Source organism: Pseudomonas oleovorans subsp. oleovorans (genome assembly GCF_002197815.1).
Lineage (GTDB): Bacteria > Pseudomonadota > Gammaproteobacteria > Pseudomonadales > Pseudomonadaceae > Aquipseudomonas > Aquipseudomonas oleovorans.
The window spans coordinates 89,168-106,936 of the sequence record NZ_NIUB01000007.1 but is presented as its reverse complement, the minus strand read 5'-3'; the positions used below and the strand labels follow the sequence as shown (position 1 = coordinate 106,936).

The 17,769-nt window shown below is 64.2% G+C and carries 17 protein-coding genes; 14 read left to right on the top strand and 3 right to left on the bottom strand.

What is annotated here, in order from left to right:
- The first annotated feature begins 2 nt into the window (after positions 1 to 2).
- The 4 genes from PSOLE_RS06005 (at position 3) to PSOLE_RS05990 (ending at position 3,575) form a co-directional block, all read left to right on the top strand.
- Positions 3 to 866, top strand: coding sequence for an alpha/beta hydrolase (locus PSOLE_RS06005; protein WP_074857311.1), 864 nt, complete (start codon positions 3 to 5; stop codon positions 864 to 866).
- A gap of 127 nt (positions 867 to 993) precedes the next feature.
- Positions 994 to 1,809 carry a DUF4892 domain-containing protein gene (locus PSOLE_RS06000; RefSeq protein ID WP_074857220.1) on the top strand — a complete coding sequence of 272 codons (816 nt, stop codon included), beginning with the start codon at positions 994 to 996 and terminating at the stop codon, positions 1,807 to 1,809.
- Between the two features lie 75 nt (positions 1,810 to 1,884).
- Positions 1,885 to 2,970, top strand: a complete 1,086-nt coding sequence (locus PSOLE_RS05995; RefSeq protein ID WP_003460523.1) for an AI-2E family transporter — start codon at positions 1,885 to 1,887, stop codon at positions 2,968 to 2,970.
- Positions 2,971 to 3,155: 185 nt separating this feature from the next.
- On the top strand, positions 3,156 to 3,575 hold the full coding sequence (locus tag PSOLE_RS05990; protein ID WP_003460522.1) for an efflux RND transporter periplasmic adaptor subunit: 420 nt from the start codon (positions 3,156 to 3,158) through the stop codon (positions 3,573 to 3,575).
- Here the strand turns inward: PSOLE_RS05990 and PSOLE_RS05985 are convergent, their stop codons facing one another.
- Positions 3,576 to 4,583, bottom strand: coding sequence for a patatin-like phospholipase family protein (locus PSOLE_RS05985; RefSeq protein ID WP_074857217.1), 1,008 nt, complete (start codon positions 4,581 to 4,583; stop codon positions 3,576 to 3,578). It lies immediately after the preceding gene.
- 105 nt (positions 4,584 to 4,688) lie between these two features.
- On the opposite strand from PSOLE_RS05985, the gene selD reads away from it, so the two are divergent.
- The 10 genes from selD (at position 4,689) to PSOLE_RS05935 (ending at position 15,811) form a co-directional block, all read left to right on the top strand.
- Positions 4,689 to 5,723: a selenide, water dikinase SelD gene (selD, locus tag PSOLE_RS05980; RefSeq protein WP_074857213.1), complete on the top strand. Its 1,035-nt coding sequence runs from the start codon at positions 4,689 to 4,691 to the stop codon at positions 5,721 to 5,723.
- Positions 5,723 to 6,823 carry a tRNA 2-selenouridine(34) synthase MnmH gene (gene mnmH, locus PSOLE_RS05975; protein WP_074857211.1) on the top strand — a complete coding sequence of 367 codons (1,101 nt, stop codon included), beginning with the start codon at positions 5,723 to 5,725 and terminating at the stop codon, positions 6,821 to 6,823. The genes selD and mnmH overlap by 1 nt, the downstream gene beginning before the upstream one ends.
- Before the next feature lie 315 nt (positions 6,824 to 7,138).
- The gene (locus PSOLE_RS05970) at positions 7,139 to 7,417 is read left to right on the top strand and encodes a hypothetical protein (protein ID WP_003240752.1); all 279 of its coding nucleotides are present in this window, start codon (positions 7,139 to 7,141) and stop codon (positions 7,415 to 7,417) included.
- A complete protein-coding gene (locus PSOLE_RS05965) occupies positions 7,417 to 8,022 on the top strand; it encodes a flavin reductase family protein (protein WP_003460518.1) in 606 nt (201 codons plus the stop codon). Before PSOLE_RS05970 ends, PSOLE_RS05965 begins: the two co-directional genes overlap by 1 nt.
- Before the next feature lie 126 nt (positions 8,023 to 8,148).
- Positions 8,149 to 10,116, top strand: coding sequence for a methyl-accepting chemotaxis protein (locus PSOLE_RS05960; protein ID WP_074857209.1), 1,968 nt, complete (start codon positions 8,149 to 8,151; stop codon positions 10,114 to 10,116).
- Positions 10,117 to 10,211: 95 nt separating this feature from the next.
- A complete protein-coding gene (locus PSOLE_RS05955; protein WP_074857207.1) occupies positions 10,212 to 11,129 on the top strand; it encodes an AAA family ATPase in 918 nt (305 codons plus the stop codon).
- Positions 11,129 to 12,082 (top strand): DUF58 domain-containing protein, encoded by a 954-nt coding sequence (locus PSOLE_RS05950; RefSeq protein ID WP_074857204.1) that lies wholly within the window; start codon positions 11,129 to 11,131, stop codon positions 12,080 to 12,082. The genes PSOLE_RS05955 and PSOLE_RS05950 overlap by 1 nt, the downstream gene beginning before the upstream one ends.
- Entirely contained in the window at positions 12,079 to 14,064 is a 1,986-nt protein-coding gene (locus PSOLE_RS05945) for a transglutaminase TgpA family protein (RefSeq protein WP_074857200.1), read from the top strand. Before PSOLE_RS05950 ends, PSOLE_RS05945 begins: the two co-directional genes overlap by 4 nt.
- A 72-nt stretch (positions 14,065 to 14,136) precedes the next feature.
- Complete coding sequence (locus PSOLE_RS05940; protein WP_074857198.1) at positions 14,137 to 14,907, top strand: CHAD domain-containing protein; 771 nt, start codon at positions 14,137 to 14,139, stop codon at positions 14,905 to 14,907.
- Between the two features lie 106 nt (positions 14,908 to 15,013).
- The gene (locus PSOLE_RS05935; protein WP_074857308.1) at positions 15,014 to 15,811 is read left to right on the top strand and encodes an acyl-CoA thioesterase; all 798 of its coding nucleotides are present in this window, start codon (positions 15,014 to 15,016) and stop codon (positions 15,809 to 15,811) included.
- 1 nt (position 15,812) lies between these two features.
- Here PSOLE_RS05935 and PSOLE_RS05930 read toward each other — a convergent pair whose 3' ends face one another.
- Both PSOLE_RS05930 and PSOLE_RS05925 read right to left on the bottom strand, forming a co-directional pair.
- Positions 15,813 to 16,175 carry an Mpo1-like protein gene (locus tag PSOLE_RS05930; RefSeq protein ID WP_003460511.1) on the bottom strand — a complete coding sequence of 121 codons (363 nt, stop codon included), beginning with the start codon at positions 16,173 to 16,175 and terminating at the stop codon, positions 15,813 to 15,815.
- 103 nt (positions 16,176 to 16,278) lie between these two features.
- Positions 16,279 to 17,742 (bottom strand): methyl-accepting chemotaxis protein, encoded by a 1,464-nt coding sequence (locus PSOLE_RS05925; RefSeq protein ID WP_074857195.1) that lies wholly within the window; start codon positions 17,740 to 17,742, stop codon positions 16,279 to 16,281.
- Between the last annotated feature and the right edge of the window lie 27 nt (positions 17,743 to 17,769).

Here is a 17,769-nt window from a genome sequence, read left to right as displayed (position 1 = left end):
GCATGAGCATGGATTTCGAGGAAGTACGCCTGAGCCTGCCGCATATCGAGTTGGCGGCTCATCTCTACGGTCCAGAGGATGGTGTGCCGGTTCTGGCGCTGCACGGCTGGTTGGATAACGCAGCGAGCTTTGCGCGGCTGGCGCCGAAACTCGAGGGAATGCGCATCGTCGCCCTTGATCTTGCCGGTCATGGGCATTCCGAGCATCGTTCGGCAGGCGCCGGTTATGCGCTGTGGGACTATGCCTTTGACGTGCTGCAGGTCGCCGAGCAGTTTGGCTGGGCGCGTTTCTCCATCCTCGGTCATTCCATGGGCGCGATCACCGCCGTGTTGCTGGCGGGAGCGATGCCGGAGCGGATCGCGCGCCTGGCCCTGATTGACGGCCTGGTGCCTTACACCGGTGAAGCCGAGCAGGCGCCGCAGAAGCTGGGTGAAGCCTTGCGCGCCAGGCAGGCGCTGACTGACAAGCGCAAGCCGGTGTACGCGGAGATGGCGCGCGCGGTCGAGGCGCGGATGAAAGGCGTGGGCGCGGTCAGCCGTGAGGCGGCCGAATTGCTGGCCCAGCGTGGGTTGATGCCGGTGCCGGGCGGCTACACCTGGCGTACCGACAGCCGCCTGACCCTGCCGTCGCCGCTGCGTCTGAGCTGGGCGCATGCCCAGGCGTTCGTTCGCGCGCTGCAATGCCCGGTCAGCCTGGTGTTGGCGGAGCAGGGCATGATGAGGGCGCAGGCGGCCGTGCGCACCTTGCTGCAGGATCTGCCGTTCGAGGTACACCGTCTGCCCGGTGGGCATCACCTGCATCTGGATGATGAAGCCGGTGCGCAGCTCGTAGCGGATTGTTTCAATCCATTCCTGCGCTTGCCTTGACTTGCCTGCGGCCGTGGGGAAAGGTGTGGTGGTCTGCCATGGAGGATCGCATGATCGACCCGTTAAAAGTCGCCACTCGCTGTACAGCAAGCTCACCCGTCGCGTTTTTTCAGTGGACTGCCACCTCATGAAGGGGGCTGTGCAGTTTTTTTCTGCGGTGCTTGCCGCGGTCTGCAGCGGTGCCGTACTGGCGGCCGATCTACCTGGCAGTCGCGACCTCGAGGTACTGCCGCGGTTTCCTGCCAGTCACATCGTCGCGTTCAAGGAAGCGCCCGATGTCGAGCGTATCTATCCGCAAGGCTCGATTCGCCGCATCAGCGGGCGGTTGCGCTATGAGCGGGAGATTCTCGTGCAGGGCAAGCACAGTGCGGTGACCTACGAGCTGCCACGCACCCACAGTGCCGATCAGGTATTCACCACCGTACGGGAAACGCTGCTGCAGCAGGGCGCCGAATTGCTCTACTGGTGCCAGGGCCGTGAGTGTGGTGCGAGTAGCCTATGGGCTAACTCGGTATTCGGCAATGCCACGCTATATGGCCCTGACGACCAGCAGGCCTATGCCTTGTTACGCCTGGCCGAGCCGAATCACCAGAGCCTGCTGGCGCTATACAGCATCACTCGTGGGAATCGCCGTGCTTACCTGCATGCCGAGCAACTGGATGCCGAAGCCCCTCTAGGCGTATTGCTGCCGACGCCGGCGACCTTGCTGCGTCAGTTGCGTACCGATGGGCAACTGAAACTGCCCGATGAAGCCAAGGCCGACAGCGCCTGGGTCGAGGTGCTGGCGCGCAGCCTGAACCTCGACAGCACCTTGCGCGTCAGCCTCGCCGGTAGCCAGGCCGAGGCCTGGCGCGAGGCGTTGATCGAGCAGCGCGTGCGCGAAGCGCGCCTGGAGTTAGGTGAGAGCTCGGATGAAACACTGAGCGTGCGTTTGTTGCGTTAAGCTAGCACTCGCAATCGCCTGTAACAGAGCGCCCGCAAGGGCGCTTTGTCGTTTCGTCGAAGGGAGTTTCGCTTGATGGCCACTAATGATCGTCTGCTGGTGCAGATTCTTCTGCTCGGCCTGCTGGCTGCCAGCTTATGGGTGCTGGCGCCATTCTGGTCGGCGCTGTTCTGGGCCGCCGTGTTGGCCTTTGCCAGTTGGCCGCTGATGCGCCTGCTGACGCAATTGCTCAATGGGCGCCTGTCGCTGGCGGCGGGCATCCTGACTGTGGTCTGGGTGATCATGGTGGCGGTGCCGTTGGTCTGGCTGGGCTTCAACTTGGCCGATCACATCAACGATGCCAACGCCCTGGTCAAGGATCTGCAGGTCGAAGGCCTGCCGCCAGCTCCAAGCTGGCTGGCCAGCATTCCACTGGTCGGTGATAGCCTGGTGGAACTGTGGCGCACCATCGACCAGCAGGGCGCTGCTTTCTTCGACACGCTGCGGCCCTATCTGGGCCAGGTCGGCAACTGGCTGTTGGCACGTAGTGCGAAGATCGGTGCGGGCATGGTCGAACTGGCCCTGAGCCTGGTGCTGGTGTTCTTCTTCTACCGTGACGGGCCGCGCCTGGCGGTGTTCGTGCACAGCCTGCTGGAGCGACTGATTGGCGAGCGTGCCGATCATTACTTGGAACTGGTCGCCGGCACCGTGCAACGTGTGGTCAACGGCGTGATCGGTACCGCCGCCGCGCAGGCCGTGCTGGCCTACATCGGTTTCGTCATCGCCGGCGTGCCGGGCGCCCTGGTGCTGGGCCTGCTGACCTTCGCCTGCAGTTTCATCATGATCCCGCCGCTGATCTGGGGCCCCGCCGTGGCTTGGCTGGTATGGCAGGGGGAAATCGGCATGGCGATCTTCCTGGGTATCTGGGGCTTCTTCATTATCAGTGGGGTGGACAATATCCTTAAGCCCTACCTGATCAGCCGTGGCGGCAACCTGCCGCTGGTGGTGGTGCTGCTCGGTGTGTTCGGCGGCATCCTGGCCTTCGGCTTTATGGGCCTGTTCCTTGGCCCGACCCTGCTGGCGGTGGCCTACAGCCTGCTCAGCGACTGGGTGGCGCAGAAGACACCGGACAACCAGGCAGCCCTCGACCAGTTGCCGCCAGACAAACAGCATGAGACGTAACAACCGTTGAAACTAAGAGCTTCTATCAAGAGACCAATGGCGGGCGTACCGCGTTGTTGATGGGGAGAGGCTGACCTAGGTCGAGGTTTGGTGTCAATAAATAGTCGCTTGTGCGTAGCCTGTCAGTTTCCCTCGTTTTTGCCGGTTTATTGGCGGTTGTGTGGTGGTGGCAGCGGCCCCAATCGATGCCCGTGCAACTGATGATCGCGGTGGAGCGCGGCCCGGTGGAAACCCTGGTCGCCAATACCCGCGCCGGTACCCTGAAATCCTGTCGCCGTTCGCGGCTGTCGTTCAATGTCGGCGGCCAGGTCAGCGAGCTGCTGGTCGACGCAGGCCAGCAGGTCGAGGTCGGCCAGGTGCTCATGCGTCTGCGCCAGGACGACCGCCTGGCGCGGGTCGAGGAGGCCTGCGCGCGTCTTGAGGTACGCCGCAGCGAGCGCGAGCAGTTGTGCCGCAAGGCCGAGTTGTACCAGCGTGATTACCGCCGACTGCAGCACCTGGGCGAACGCAAGCTGACCTCGCTCGAGCACCTCGACCAGGCCGAGACCAAGGCGCGCCTGGCGCAACTGGCCTTCACCGCGCAGCAGGTGCAGATCCGTGAGTGATCAGCGCTCGCGCTCGTAGCGCTCGAGGGTGTCGCGGGCGATCTGGCGGCCGAGCATGATCAGCTCCGGCGCCTTGTAGAACTCGAAGAAACGGCACACGCTCTTGGGCACGTTGATCAGGATGTCCGGCGGGTAGCCGGCGATCTTGTATTGTGCCAGCGAGGTCTGCATCACCTCGAAGCTCTGGTTGACCAGCTCCAGCAGCGAGGCCGGGCCGCTGAACTCGGCAACACGCGAGCCGCTGGCGGATTTCGGCGCCGCCTCATCCTCCCAGGCGCGGCTCGGCGCGGCAGCCGGGCTGACGGCATCGGCGCGCTGCTGCTCCTCGGCCAGCAGCAGGACGTCGTCCTCGCTCTTGCGGCGGAAGCTTGGCAGGCGCGAGCCGAGCGTGGTCATCAACTGGTCGATGCGCCCCTTGAGCGCCGCCGGCCGCTCAATCACCGGCAACTGATAGTGATTCTGGTTGGTGGCGTTGAGGTTGACCGCGATGATCAGGTCGCAGTGGCTGGAGACCACCGGCACGATTGGCAGCGGGTTGAGCAAGCCGCCGTCGACCAGCATGCGCTTGCCCTGGATGACCGGGGTGAACAGGCTGGGAATCGCCGCCGAGGCGCGCATGGCCTGGTGCAGGCAGCCTTCCTGGAACCAGATCTCCTGCTGGTTGGTGAGGTCGGTGGCGACGGCGGTGAAGGGGATCGCCAGCTCTTCGATGTTGATCTCGCCGACTATGTCGTGGATGCGCCCGAACACCCGCTCACCGCGAATGGCACCGAGGCGGAAGCTGACATCGAGCAGGCGCAGTAGATCGAGATAGTCCAGGCTTTCCGTCCATTCACGGTATTCGCGCAACTTGCCTGCGGCGAAAATACCGCCGACCACCGCGCCCATCGAGCAGCCGGCGATGCAGCCGATTTCATAACCGCGCTCCTGCAACTCCTCGATCACACCGATGTGCGCATAGCCGCGCGCACCTCCCGAGCCCAATACCAGCGCCACTTTCTTGCTCATTGACCGACTCCCCCAGTGAAGCTTCGACCTTACTCGCGCAATTGGGCTTAGCCAAGGCAGTCTTTGCTAGAATCCGCCGCCAGTTATCGCGGTGAGAGAAGAACCATGAGCGAACCCATCCGTTTGACCCAGTACAGCCACGGCGCCGGCTGCGGCTGCAAGATTTCGCCGAAGGTGCTTGAGGTGATTCTCGCTGGCAGCGGCGCGCAGAATCTCGACCCCAGACTCTGGGTGGGCAATGCCTCGCGTGATGACGCGGCGGTATACGCCATCGACGAAGAGCGTGGCGTGGTCTCTACGACCGACTTCTTCATGCCGATTGTCGACGACCCCTACGATTTCGGCCGTATCGCCGCGACCAATGCGATCAGCGACATCTACGCCATGGGCGGTGACCCGCTGATGGCCATCGCCATCCTCGGCTGGCCGGTCAACCTGCTGGCCCCGGAAGTGGCACGCGAAGTGATCCGCGGTGGCCGCGCCGTGTGCGATGAAGCCGGCATCCCGCTGGCGGGCGGTCACTCGATCGATGCGCCGGAGCCGATTTTCGGCCTGGCCGTGACCGGCCTGGTGAGCAAGGCCAACATGAAACGCAACGATACCGCCACGGCTGGTTGCAAGCTGTACCTGACCAAGCCGCTGGGCATCGGCATCCTCACCACGGCGGAGAAGAAGGCCAAGCTGCGCGATGCGGACGTTGGCCTGGCGCGTGACTGGATGTGCACCCTGAACAAGCCCGGCAGCCGCTTTGGCAAGCTCGCCGGCGTGCGCGCGATGACCGACGTCACCGGCTTCGGCCTGCTTGGCCACCTGGTGGAAATGGCCGATGGCAGCGGTCTGAGTGCCCGTGTCGAGTTCGCCCGAGTGCCGCGTCTGGAGAGTGTCGAACACTATCTGGAGCAGGGCTGCGTACCGGGTGGCACCTTGCGCAATTTCGACAGTTACGGCGACAAGATCGCGCCGCTGCCCGAGCTGGCCAAGCTACTGCTGTGTGACCCGCAGACCAGCGGTGGCCTGCTGATTGCCGTGGCGCCGGAGGGCGAGGCCGAGTTCCTCGCCGTGGCCGCCGAGCTGGGGCTGGATCTGGCGCCCATCGGTGAGATGGTCGAGCGACAGCGTTACGCGGTCGAGGTGCTCTGATGCGCGACAACTGCACCGACTACCGCGATCTGTTCCTGCATGACCGGGCGATGATGGATACCCGTGCACCGGTCGAATTCCACAAAGGCGCGTTCCCCGGCGTGATCAATCTGCCGCTGATGACCGATATCGAGCGGCAAAGGGTCGGCACCTGCTACAAGCAGCAAGGCCAGCAGGCGGCCATCGAGCTGGGCCATCAACTGGTCAGCGGCCAGACCAAGGCCGAGCGCATCGAGGCTTGGGCCGCCTTTGCCAAGGCCAACCCTGACGGTTACCTGTACTGCTTTCGCGGTGGCCTGCGCTCGCAGATCGTCCAGCAATGGCTGAAAAGCGAGGCGGGCATCGACTATCCGCGCGTGGTCGGTGGTTACAAGGCCATGCGCACCTTCCTTCTGCAGGCCACCGACGAGGCGGTACAGGCGTGCGATTTCGTGCTGGTGGGCGGGATGACCGGCACCGGCAAGACCGAGGTGATCAGCCAGCTGAGCAACAGCCTGGACCTGGAGGCGCACGCCAATCACCGAGGCTCCAGCTTTGGCAAGCGCGCCACTGGCCAGCCCGAGCAGATCGATTTCGAAAATGCTCTGGCCATCGATCTGCTCAAGCGCCGTGCCGCGGGACAGCAGCAGTTCGTGCTGGAAGATGAGGCGCGTCTGATCGGCCGCTGCTCCTTGCCATTACCGCTGTATCAGGCGATGCAGCATCATCCCCTGGTGTGGCTGGAGGACAGCGTGGCCAACCGTGTGGAGCGGATTCTGCAGGCCTACGTGGTCGAGTTGTGTGCCGAGTTCGTTGCAGCCCAGGGTGCCGAGGCAGGCTTCACCGCGTTCGCCGCGCGCCTGCGCGAGAGCCTGGCCAATATCACCCGTCGCCTGGGCGGCGAGCGTTATCAGCGCCTGGCGGCGATCATGGACCAGGCGCTGGAGGAGCAGGCGCGCGACGGCCAGGTCGATACCCATCGCGGCTGGATCGAGGCCTTGCTGGTCGAGTACTACGATCCTATGTACGTGTTCCAGCGCGAGAGCAAATCCGGGCGGATTGAATTCGCCGGGGAGCAGCAGGCTGTGGTGGAATACCTGCGTAAGCGAAACGGCGGGTGAGGTGGGCACTTTCCTTCTGCCGTAGCGTCATAGACTGGGCCTAGGGTCTGTTGCCGTTTCGCGCACGGCTCGCGTCGAAACGGCAACAGACCCTAGCAGGCCGTTGAAAACTACCTGCGTTGCCATTGCTGCGTTAAAAACAGGCTCGTGCGCGAGCCCGATCAAAATGCTCATTTATAGCTCGTAAAGTCGAACACGACCCCGGTCGTTTTTCACCTGTTTTTGCGGGGCCGCCATCGGTATTGCACTGGCTGCCTCGCCTACGTTTTCAACAGCCTGTTATACGTAGTCATATCCGTTCGAGGAGTGTGGTCGATGAAACACTGGATCTGTTTACCGCTGCTTGCGCTGGTGCTCACCGGCTGCGCCGGCAAGACCGTTTACCGTGAGACCTGTGCCAATCAACTGGATGCCGCCTGGAAAGAGCTGAGCATCGCCGAGGCCGAGGGTTTCGCCGGTACGGTGAGCTATTCCAAGGCGCTTTCGCTGCTTACCGCTGCCAAGACCCAGCAGCAGTTCGAAGCCTACGAAGGCTGCACCAGCAAGGCCGAGCGTGCGCGCTTTTACATCCGCGAATCGCGAGCGGGGCGTTGATGCAACTCGATTTCGCCGATCTGAGCCCGCTTGAGGCCTACCGCTGGCTGGCCTCCAGTGTCACCCCGCGGCCTATCGCCTGGGTTTCGACCCGTTCGGCCGACGGCGTAGCCAACCTGGCGCCGTTCAGTTTCTTTCAGGTGATCAGCGACAACCCCCCGACCTTGCTGGTCAACGTCAACACTCGCGATGACGGCAGCCTCAAGGACAGCCTGCGCAACGCCCAGTCCAGTGGCGAACTGGCGATCCAACTGGTCAGCTTCGCCCAGGCCGAGGCGATGAATGACAGCGCTGCGATCCTGCCCCATGAGGTCAGCGAGTTCGCCCACTGTGATATCGCCAGCCAGCCGTGCGAGCGCATCGACGTGCAGCGCGTCGTTGGCGCAGCGGTGACCTTCGAATGCCGCGTAGCGCAGATCCAGCCCTATCCGCCGCAACAACCCAATTGCCACCTGATCTTCGCCGAAGTGCTGCTGGCGCACATTGATGATGCGGTGCTCAACGAGCAGGGGCGTATCGACCCGCTCAAGCTCGATCTGGTCGGTCGCCTGGGGGGCAGCGCCTACTGCCGCACACGTGACCTTTTCCAGATGCAGCGGCCCTGAACCCGTTCTGAAAACGACGTCCAGTTAACTCTCCCGGCCATCTTGGCGTCTGCTGGCTTGTCGCCAGTAGCGCTGCGCTCCTATGTTCCAGAATTCGGGGCTAGCTGCAGTAGGCAGGAGGATGTCATGGGTGGCTCATTGAGCAAGCGGCTGGCCAGTCTGAGCACGGCCAGCAAGTTGATGCTGGGTTTTGCTTTGGTATTGATTCTGACCGCTCTGGTGGCTGTTACCGGTTTGCTGGCGTTGCGTGAAGTCAGTGCTGGCGCTGAGCTGCAGCAGCGCATGAGCGCGCTGGGTGAGCAGGTGCTGCGCATGCGTCAGAGCGAGCAGGCGTTCGCGCTGAGTGGCGATAGTCAGCACGCCGCGCGTCTGGCCGAACAGGCCGAGGCGATTCTGCAGGCCGGGCAGGCACTGCAAGGTGAGCTCGATAGCGACAGGGCCGCGATTCTGGCGCAGGTCGAGCCTGCACTGGCCGACTACCGCAGCGCTTTTGCCCGCTACGTTGAACTCACCGACAACATGCAGCTGTCCTTGCAAGCCGCCGACTGGCTGGTGGTCAGCGCGGCCAACAGCCTGGATCTGCTGCAGGAAGGGCTGACCGAAGACGGCGTCGACCTGCTCAAGAGCTCCCAAGGCGAGCAGGGCGGTGATTCGGTCCTGCAGGCCGGCAAGGTCGGCAAGATTCATCAACTACTGCTGCAGGCGTTGGATCAGGCACGCCAGCGCCTGGAGGCCAGCCGGCGCAGCGATAGCAGTGAGCTGGCGGAAATTGCCCAGGCAGGCGAGGCGCAAGCCCTGGCTGCCGAGTTGCGCGATGCGCTGGACGATCCCGGCTATGCCGCGGTGCTCGGCGAGGTGGTGGTCAACGTCGACTCCTTCAATGAGCGCCTGAAGGAATACGCCACCCAGTTGCAGCAACAAAAACAGGTATACGGGCAACTGGTCGCTCAGGTCGAGCAGTTGCTGCAGCGAGTCGAGCTGGCCCTGGACACGCAACGCCAGGCCATGCATGCCGAGCGTCAGGCCAGCAGCGGTCTGATCATCCTGGCAGCGGCCCTGGCGCTGCTTTTCGGTCTTGGCGCGGCGATCATGATCAGCCTGGCCATCGTGCGTCCGCTCAAGCGCGTGATCGGCCTCGCCGAATCCATTGCCAGTGGCGACCTCAGCGTACGTATCGAACAGGATCGGCGCGATGAAATCGGGCAGCTGCTGGCTGCCATGCAAGGGATGTCCGCCAACCTGCGCGATATGGTCGGCCGCCTGCAGGGGGGTGTGGCGCAGATTTCCAGCTCCGCCCAAACCCTCTCGACAACTGCCGAGCAGACGCGCCAGGGCGTCAATGGTCAGAAGCTGGAGACCGATCAGGTCGCCACCGCCATGAGCCAGATGACGACCACGGTGCACGAGGTGGCACGCAATGCCGAGGCCGCAGCGGCTTCCACTGAACAGGCTGACCAGCGTGTCGGTGCCGGTAGCCAGGTGGTGCGCCAGACCCTGCAGCGCATCGAGCAATTGGCTCGCGCCATGGACGCCACTACCGAGAGCATTCAGCGCCTGAGCCAGAACACTCAGCGTATCGATGCCGTACTCGAGGTGATCAAGAGCGTGGCCGAGCAGACCAACCTGCTGGCGCTCAACGCGGCCATCGAAGCGGCGCGCGCCGGAGAACAGGGGCGCGGTTTCGCGGTGGTCGCCGATGAGGTAAGGGCGCTGGCAAAACGCACTCAGCAATCCACGGCGGAAATCGAGTCGCTGATCGCGGCCTTGCGCGAGGGTAGCCGCCGCGCCGTGACGGACATGGAGCAGAGCGCCAGCCTGGTGAATCTCACGGTTGGCGACGCCAACCAGACCGAAGGCGCCCTGGCGGCCATTGCCGAGGCGGTGAGCCTGATCTCGGAGATGAATCAGCAGATCGCTGCCGCGGCCGAGCAGCAGACTGCCGTGGCCGAGGAAATCAACCGCAGCGTCACCTCGATCCGCGATATTGCCGATCAGTCAGCTACGGCCATGGACGAAACCGCTGCGTCGAGCATCCAGCTGGCTGAGCTGGGGCGGGAGCTGCAGGGCATGGCAGGGCACTTTCGCATGACATAGCGTCTGCCCTCACAGTTTCGTGAGCAAACTTTGCATAGCGCTATGCCACGCCTCGGCGCCCCAGTAGCATCGGTGTTCTGCATAAGGAGCCAACGATGCGAACCAAACTCGATGCCTGTCTCGACTCGGTCAATCAGGTATTGCTGGGCAAAGAGGCGCAGGTGCGCCTGGCCCTGACCTGCCTGCTGGCGCGTGGTCACCTGCTGATCGAAGACCTGCCGGGCATGGGCAAGACCACTCTCAGCCATGCCCTGGCGCGCGTGCTGGGGCTGAGTTTCCAGCGTATTCAGTTCACCTCCGACCTGTTGCCGGGCGACATTCTTGGCACCTCGGTGTTCGACAAGGACAGCGGGCAGTTCGTCTTTCATCCGGGACCGATCTTTGCCGAGTTGGTGCTGGCCGATGAAATCAACCGCGCCACGCCGAAGAGTCAGAGCGCGCTGCTCGAAGCCATGGAAGAAGGGCAGGTGACCATCGAGGGCGCGACCCGGCCACTGCCCGAGCCGTTCTTCGTCATCGCCACGCAGAACCCGGTCAGCAGTGGCGGCACCTTCGCCTTGCCCGAATCCCAGCTCGATCGTTTTCTTATGCGTCTTTCGCTGGGCTATCCGGCGCAAGCTGCGGAACGGGCGTTGCTGCTGGGCGATGCCCGGCGCGATCTGCTGCCGCGTATGGAATCCATTCTCGACCATGCCGAACTGGCCCGCCTGCAGGCGCAAGTGCCGAAGGTACGCGCCAGCGATGCCCTGGTCGACTATGTGCTGCGTCTGGTCGAGGCCACGCGCAGCCAGCCGCAGTTCGCCTGGGGCCTGTCGCCGCGTGCCAGTCTGGCGCTGTTGGCGGCGGCACGGGCCTGGGCCTTGCTGGCCGAGCGTGATTATGTGATCCCCGAAGACGTGCAGGCCGTACTGCCCTCGGTGGTTGGCCATCGCCTGCGCGAGCGCGCCGACCCGGCTGGCCATGGCGGCGGCAGCCTGGTGCAATGGCTGCTGCGTGAAGTGCCGGCGCTCTGATGCGTGCCGCGTTGAAGCCGCTCTGGCAGCGCTGGCTGGCCAGGCGCATTCCGCCAGCGGCCAGCGTGCGTTTGAACCAGCGGCGTATCTTCATCCTGCCCAGCCGCGTGGGGGGCGCATTTGCCGTGGCGCTGCTGCTGATGCTGCTGGTGGGCATCAATTACCAGAACAGCCTGGCCTATGGCCTGACTTTTCTACTGATGGCGGTGTTCGTCGTCACCATTCTGCACACCTACCGCAACCTGGCCGGGCTGGTGCTCAAGGCGGGTGGCGGCGCAGCGGTGTTCGTCGGCGAGCAGGCGTGTTTTCGCGTGCGCCTGGAAAGCCGCGAGCGCGAGCACCAGGCCATCGCGCTCGGTTGGCCGCCAGCCGAGCTGATGCTGCGTGATGTGCCGCGCCAGGGGCAGACCGAAGTGGATTTGAGCCAGCCCGCCGTGAGACGTGGCTGGCTGCGACCCGAGCGTCTGAGGGTGGAAAGCCGTTTTCCGTTGGGCTTGCTGGTGGCCTGGAGCTGGGTCGATCTGGATCAGGCGGTGCTGGTCTACCCGCGGCCGTTGGAGGGTGAGCTGCCGTTGTCGGCGGGCCTGGACGACGAGGAGGAAGAGGGCATGCGTGCGCGCGGCCAGGGTGCCGATGATTTCCAGGGGCTGCGCGAGTATCAGCCTGGCGATTCGAAACGGCGCCTGGACTGGAAAGCCTATTCACGTGGACAGGGCCTGTTGGTCAAGGATTTCGCCATGCTCAGCGGGCGTGACCTGTGGCTGGATTTCGACAGCCTGGGAGGCGACAGTGAAACGCGCCTTTCGCTGCTCTGTCATTGGGTGCTGCAGTTATCACAGCGTCAGCAGGCCTTCGGTCTGCAACTGCCGGGGCAGGTGATTGCCCCGGATTATGGCGAGGGCCACCGCGATGCCTGCCTGCGTGCCCTGGCGCTGTTCGGAGCGCGCGCATGAGCAGCCTGCCGGGTATCCCGCGTATTGCTCTGATCTGGTTGCTGGTCGCCCAGGTGCTGGTGATCGTGCCGCATCTGCTGCATCTGCCGTTGTGGATGATCGCGCTGTGGCTGGGCGCAGCGGCCTGGCGCGTACAGATCTTTCGCATGCGGGCGCGCTATCCCAATGGCTGGGCCAAGGGCGGCCTGGTGCTGCTGGTATTGGCTGGCATCCTGCTTTCGCGCGGCACACTGGTGGGGCTGGATGCCGCGTCGGTGCTGCTGATCGCCACCTTCACCCTCAAGCTGCTGGAGATGCGCACGCGGCGTGATGCGCTGGTGCTGATTTTCCTCGGTTTCTTCTGCGTGGTGACCGCCTATCTGTTCGAAGACGGCATTCTTGCCGCGCTCTACAGTCTGTTGCCGGTCACTGCCTTGCTGGCTGCCCTGGTTGGATTGCAGCACAGTGGTTTCGCCGAACGCCCCTGGCCGACCCTGCGCCTGGCCGGTGGGCTGCTGCTGCAGGCGATACCGCTGATGGTGCTGCTGTTCGTCTTCTTCCCGCGCATGGGGCCGTTGTGGTCGCTGCCACTGCCCAGTGATAAGGGCGTTACCGGGCTGTCGGACAGCATGGAACCGGCCGATATCGCCGAACTCAGTCGCTCCCCGGCCTTGGCCTTTCGCGCCAGCTTCGAAGGTGACGTGCCGCCGCGCGAACAACTGTACTGGCGCGCCCTGACACTGGAGCGTTTCGATGGCCGGCGCTGGTCGCAGTCCGGTTACGCTGATGTACCCGTCGCGCCGCAGTGGAGCAAGGCCGGCGAACCGCTCGATTACAGCATCATCATGCAGCCCAGCGGTAAGCGCTGGCTGTACGCGCTGGATGTCGGCGAGATGGCGCAGGACAGCGGGCGGATGATGAACGACTTCCGTTGGCAGAGACTGCGTCCGGTGGATCGGCCCCTGCTGTACCAGGTGCGTTCCTGGCCGGAGGCCATGCGGGAGGCGCAGGCCGAACCGCCAGGTATCCGGCAGGCGCTGCAATTACCCGAGCAGGGCGACCCGCGCAGTCGCGCCTGGGCGGCTGAACTGAAGGAGCAGTATCCGCAGAGCGACGCATTAGTGGCGGCAGTGCTGCAGCATTTTAACCGTGAACCCTACGTCTACACACTGCGCCCGCAGCCTCTGGGCAGCGACAGCATCGACGATTTCCTGTTCAACACCCGGCGTGGTTTTTGCGCGCACTATGCCGGCGCCATGACCTTCGTGCTGCGTGCCGCGGGTATTCCCGCGCGGGTGGTGGCCGGTTATCAGGGCGGCGAGCTCAATCCCAATGGCAACTACATCCAGGTCCGTCAGTTCGACGCCCATGCCTGGGTCGAGTACTGGCAGCCGGGCCGTGGCTGGCGCAGCGTCGATCCGACTTTTCAGGTAGCACCGGAGCGTATCGAGCAAGGGCTGGAAGAGGCCTTGGCCGAGGAGGATGGTTTTCTCGACGATCAACCCTTCTCGCCACTGCGCTACCGCGAGCTGGCCTGGCTCAATCAGCTGCGCATGAGCTGGGAGAATCTCAATTACGGCTGGCAGCGCTGGGTGCTGGGGTACCAGGGCGAGCAGCAGCTGAAACTGCTGCAGAACTGGTTCGGCAGCCTCGATTGGCAGCGTCTGGCGCTCGTTCTGGTGGGCACCGGAGCGCTTCTGATTGGCCTGCTGGCGCTGTGGTTGCTCAAGCCCTGGCAACAGCGGCCTGATCCGCAACGCCAGGCGTTTCGCAAGTTCGAGCGGCTGTTGGCGCGCCATGACGTGCGCCGGGAAGCGGGTGAGGGCGCACGCTCCTTCGCGTTGCGCGCGGCGCGGCAGTTGCCCGAGCAGGCGGAGCAGATCGAGACATTTGCCCGATGCTTCGAGCAGCAGCGCTATGCCGGCGGGCCCGCGTCGCGTGATGCCCTGCGGCAGGCATTGAGTGATTTGCGCAGAGCATTACCCTGGCGCCTGTCGCGTTAGCGACCATTGGTCACTTGTTTGAGTGGGGGCCGGGTTGTTAGCTTGATGCATCGTCGTTTGGGAGGATCGAGCATGAGCGATTTCATCGAACATTGTTTGGGGCGTGTCCTGGCTCTGCAGGTGCGGCTGTATGCCTGCCAGGCGCGGTTGGCTGACTGCACTGACACCGAGGCCTTGCACGACCTGCGCATCGCCCTGCGGCAATTGCGCAGCCTGTTGCGTCCGCTGCGCGGTTTGCCGGCTGTGGATGCTCTGGAGCAGGGAGCCGCAGTGCTGGGCCGCCTCAGTGGGCCGCTGCGTGATCGTGAGGTGTTGGTGGCCGAGCTGACTCGTCTGGGCCTGGTGCATCTGGCGCCTGCCGATGAGGCGCAGCGCGCCGCAGGTTACGTTGCCATTGCCAGCAGTGGCGAGTTGGCCGACCTGATGCTGTTGCTCGACGGCTGGCCGGCGAATTGGCGTGAAGCTGCCAGGCAAGGCCAATTGAACGATGTGGACAAGCGCATCCGGCGCCGCCTGCGGCGCCAGCAACGACAACTGGCCCGCGCCTTACGCGATCCGGCGCATGACCGCCATCGCCTGCGCCTGCTGATCAAACGCGTGCGCTACGCTGCTGAAACCTACCCGGCACAAAGTCGTTTGAGCAAGGCGGTGCAGCTCAGGCTCAAACGTGCGCAAAGCGCCCTTGGCGACTGGCATGACCACCTGCAGTGGCTGGCGCAGGCCGATGCGCTGGCGTCGCTGGGCCCTTGCCGGGCAATCTGGCTGCAGGCTCAGCAGGCGGCCGAGCAACGCGCTGATGGAGCCCTGCTGGCACTGTATGGCGATTTTCCCAGCGTGGAATAAGGCGACATTTTCGCCGCAAATATGACCGAATAAGCATCCTTGCGGACTATCGTTCAGTTGCCACCATCCCCTAAGATCGTCGCCATCGATGAATGCCGAGGTGCGTATGATCTTTTCCGAAATGCTCGAAGCGGTGCGCCGCGATGCCGATGCCGTGGTGATTCCGGCCGAATGGGGGCAGGGGCGCGCCAGTTTCGGTGGTCTGGTGGCGGCTCTGGCGTTCGAGGCGATGCGCGCCAAGGTGCCGCAGGGCCGACCGGTACGCTCGCTGGCCATCACCTTCGTCGGCCCCGTGGCGCCGGATGTTCCCGTCAGTTTCCAGGCCGAGGTGCTGCGCGAGGGCAAGGCGGTCAGCCAGATGTTCCTACGCGCGGTTCAGGACGGACAGGTGGTGACCGTGGTGCAGGGCAGCTTTGGCGCATCGCGCCCTTCGGCGATTGCCGTGGAGGCGCTTGCCGCGCCGCAGATCACGCCGGTGGAGCAGTGCCAGGAGTTGCCCTACGTGCGCAACGTCACGCCGGAGTTCACGCGCTTTCTGGCCATGCGCTGGGGAATTGGCGGTATGCCTTTCAGCAACACGCCATCGCGGCAGATGGGCGGCTGGGTGCGTTTGCGTGGTGAGCGCGAGCCACAGGCGCTCAGCGAGGCGCACTTGCTGGCACTGGTCGATGCCTGGCCGCCTGCGCTGCTGCCCTATCTGAAAAGCCCGGCGCCGGGCAGCTCGCTGACCTGGACCATCGAGTTCGTTCAGCCGCTACACACTCTCAGCAGCGAAGACTGGTGCCTGTATCGCGCGGACATCGAATATGCCCGCGATGGTTACGGGCACGTAGCGGCGGCGATGTGGACACCTGCAGGTGAGCTGATCGCCTTGAGCCGGCAGACCGTGACCGTATTTGCCTGATTCAGTGGCGCCGGCGTTGGCGCCAGGCGCGCCACCACGCGCCGCTGAAGAGAAAGCGCGGGAACGTCACGCACTGCTCCAACAGCAGGCGCTTCAGCGCATCGCTCTTGCTGGCGAAGGGTTCCGCAGGCTGTTGCTCCAGTCTGTGGCCGTGAGCTTGCAGCGCCAGGGAGGCGATCAGGCCGATGCTGCCCAGTGCCAACGGCACGAACCGCAGATGCCATAGGCCGATCAGCAGCAGTATCAGCGACAGCAGGAACAGTGGCACGGCGATCAGGTGCAGCAGCAGATTGGTGGGATGCCGATGCTGGCTGGCGTAATGACGCCATTGCCAGGCCAGCAGGTTGGGGTGACGTTTGCTCATGGGACGATCCTCGACTCGATAAGACGAGTCTAGGATCGCCGCCAATGCAGAGCGAATTGCTCCTGGCTATGGCGCAGATAGGCTTATGCCTAAAGGGCCACCTCTACAGGCGCAACTGGCCGATGGCCTTGTTCAGCTCGCCTGCCAGTTGGGCGAGTTGCTGACTGGTGGCGGCCGATTCGAGGGTCTGCCCGACGGTCTGTTCGGTGACGTCACGAATGCCCACCACCGAGCGGCTCATTTCTTCGGCCACCTGGCTCTGCTGTGTGGCGGCCACGGCGATCTGTGTATTGCTGTCGCGCATCAGCGCCACGGCGGCGGTGATCGCCGCCAGCGACTCGCCGGCTTCTTGCGCCAGTTGTACGCAATGGTTGGCGTTCTCCGAGCTTTCGCGCATGAACTCCACGGCGTCGCGGGTGCCGCCCTGCAGGTTGCCGATCATCTGGGTGATTTCGTCGGTGGAGTCCTGCACGCGCTTGGCCAGGTTGCGCACCTCGTCGGCGACCACGGCGAAGCCGCGACCCATTTCACCGGCGCGGGCGGCCTCGATGGCGGCATTGAGGGCGAGCAGGTTGGTCTGTTCGGCGATGCCGTGAATCACACCGACCACGCGGCTGATGTGCTGGCTGTCTTCGGCCAGGCGCTCGATGCTGGCGGCGCTTTGGCGTACGCCCTGCGACAGGGCTGCGATGGATTGCTCGACCCGTTCGACCACCTGCTGGCCTGCGCGCGCTAGCTGATCGGCATTGAGCGACTGATCGCGGGTGGTACCAGCGTGATCGGCGATATGCTGCACGGTCGCCGACATCTCGTTGATCGCGGTGGCAGCCTGATCGGTTTCACTTTGCTGGCTGAGCATGCCCTGACGCACCGCCCCCATGCGCTCGGCCATATCGCGGGTGCCACTGTTCAGCTCGTCAGCCACCTGGCCGACGGTGCCGACCACGCGCTGATAGCCGGCTTGCATGGCGTTGAAGGCGGCGGCCATCTGGCCGACCTCGTCACGGCTGCTCAGAGGGACGCGCAGGGACAGGTCGCCGCTGCGCTCGGCTTGCAGTATCACGTCCTTGAGGGTGTTGAGATGGCTGAGCAGAAAGCGGATCAACAGCTGCGAAGCAGCCAGCAGCAACAGCATCAACACGGCAACTGCGACGGCATAGGTCAGCGCGTGCTGGGCGAACAGGTCGAGCAGGCTGGGCGCGCGCGCCATGACCGCCAGGGTGCGTCCATCGCTGAGGGTGACGCGCTGCGCGCCGATCACCGGCGAGTCGCCTAACCGGGCGTCATGCTGCACGGCCTGCCAGCCACTGGCGTCGGGGCCACCTTGAGCACCTGGCAGGCTGCCGTTGCCCACCTGGATGTTGCTCGAACTGGGCAGTGCCGCCTGCTGCGGCCACTGCTGGAGCAGGCGCGCCTGCGCGATTGCAGCCTGCTTGGCATCGGCGCTGCGTGCCTGCTGTTCGGTATGCAGGGCGAACAGCACCAGCATCAGACTGATGACGAAGGCAACGGCATTGACCGCCCAGAATTTGTACTTCAGAGAAAGATCGCTGATCCAGGCGCCCATGCTGTTGTTATCCGTCTCGCTGCGTTC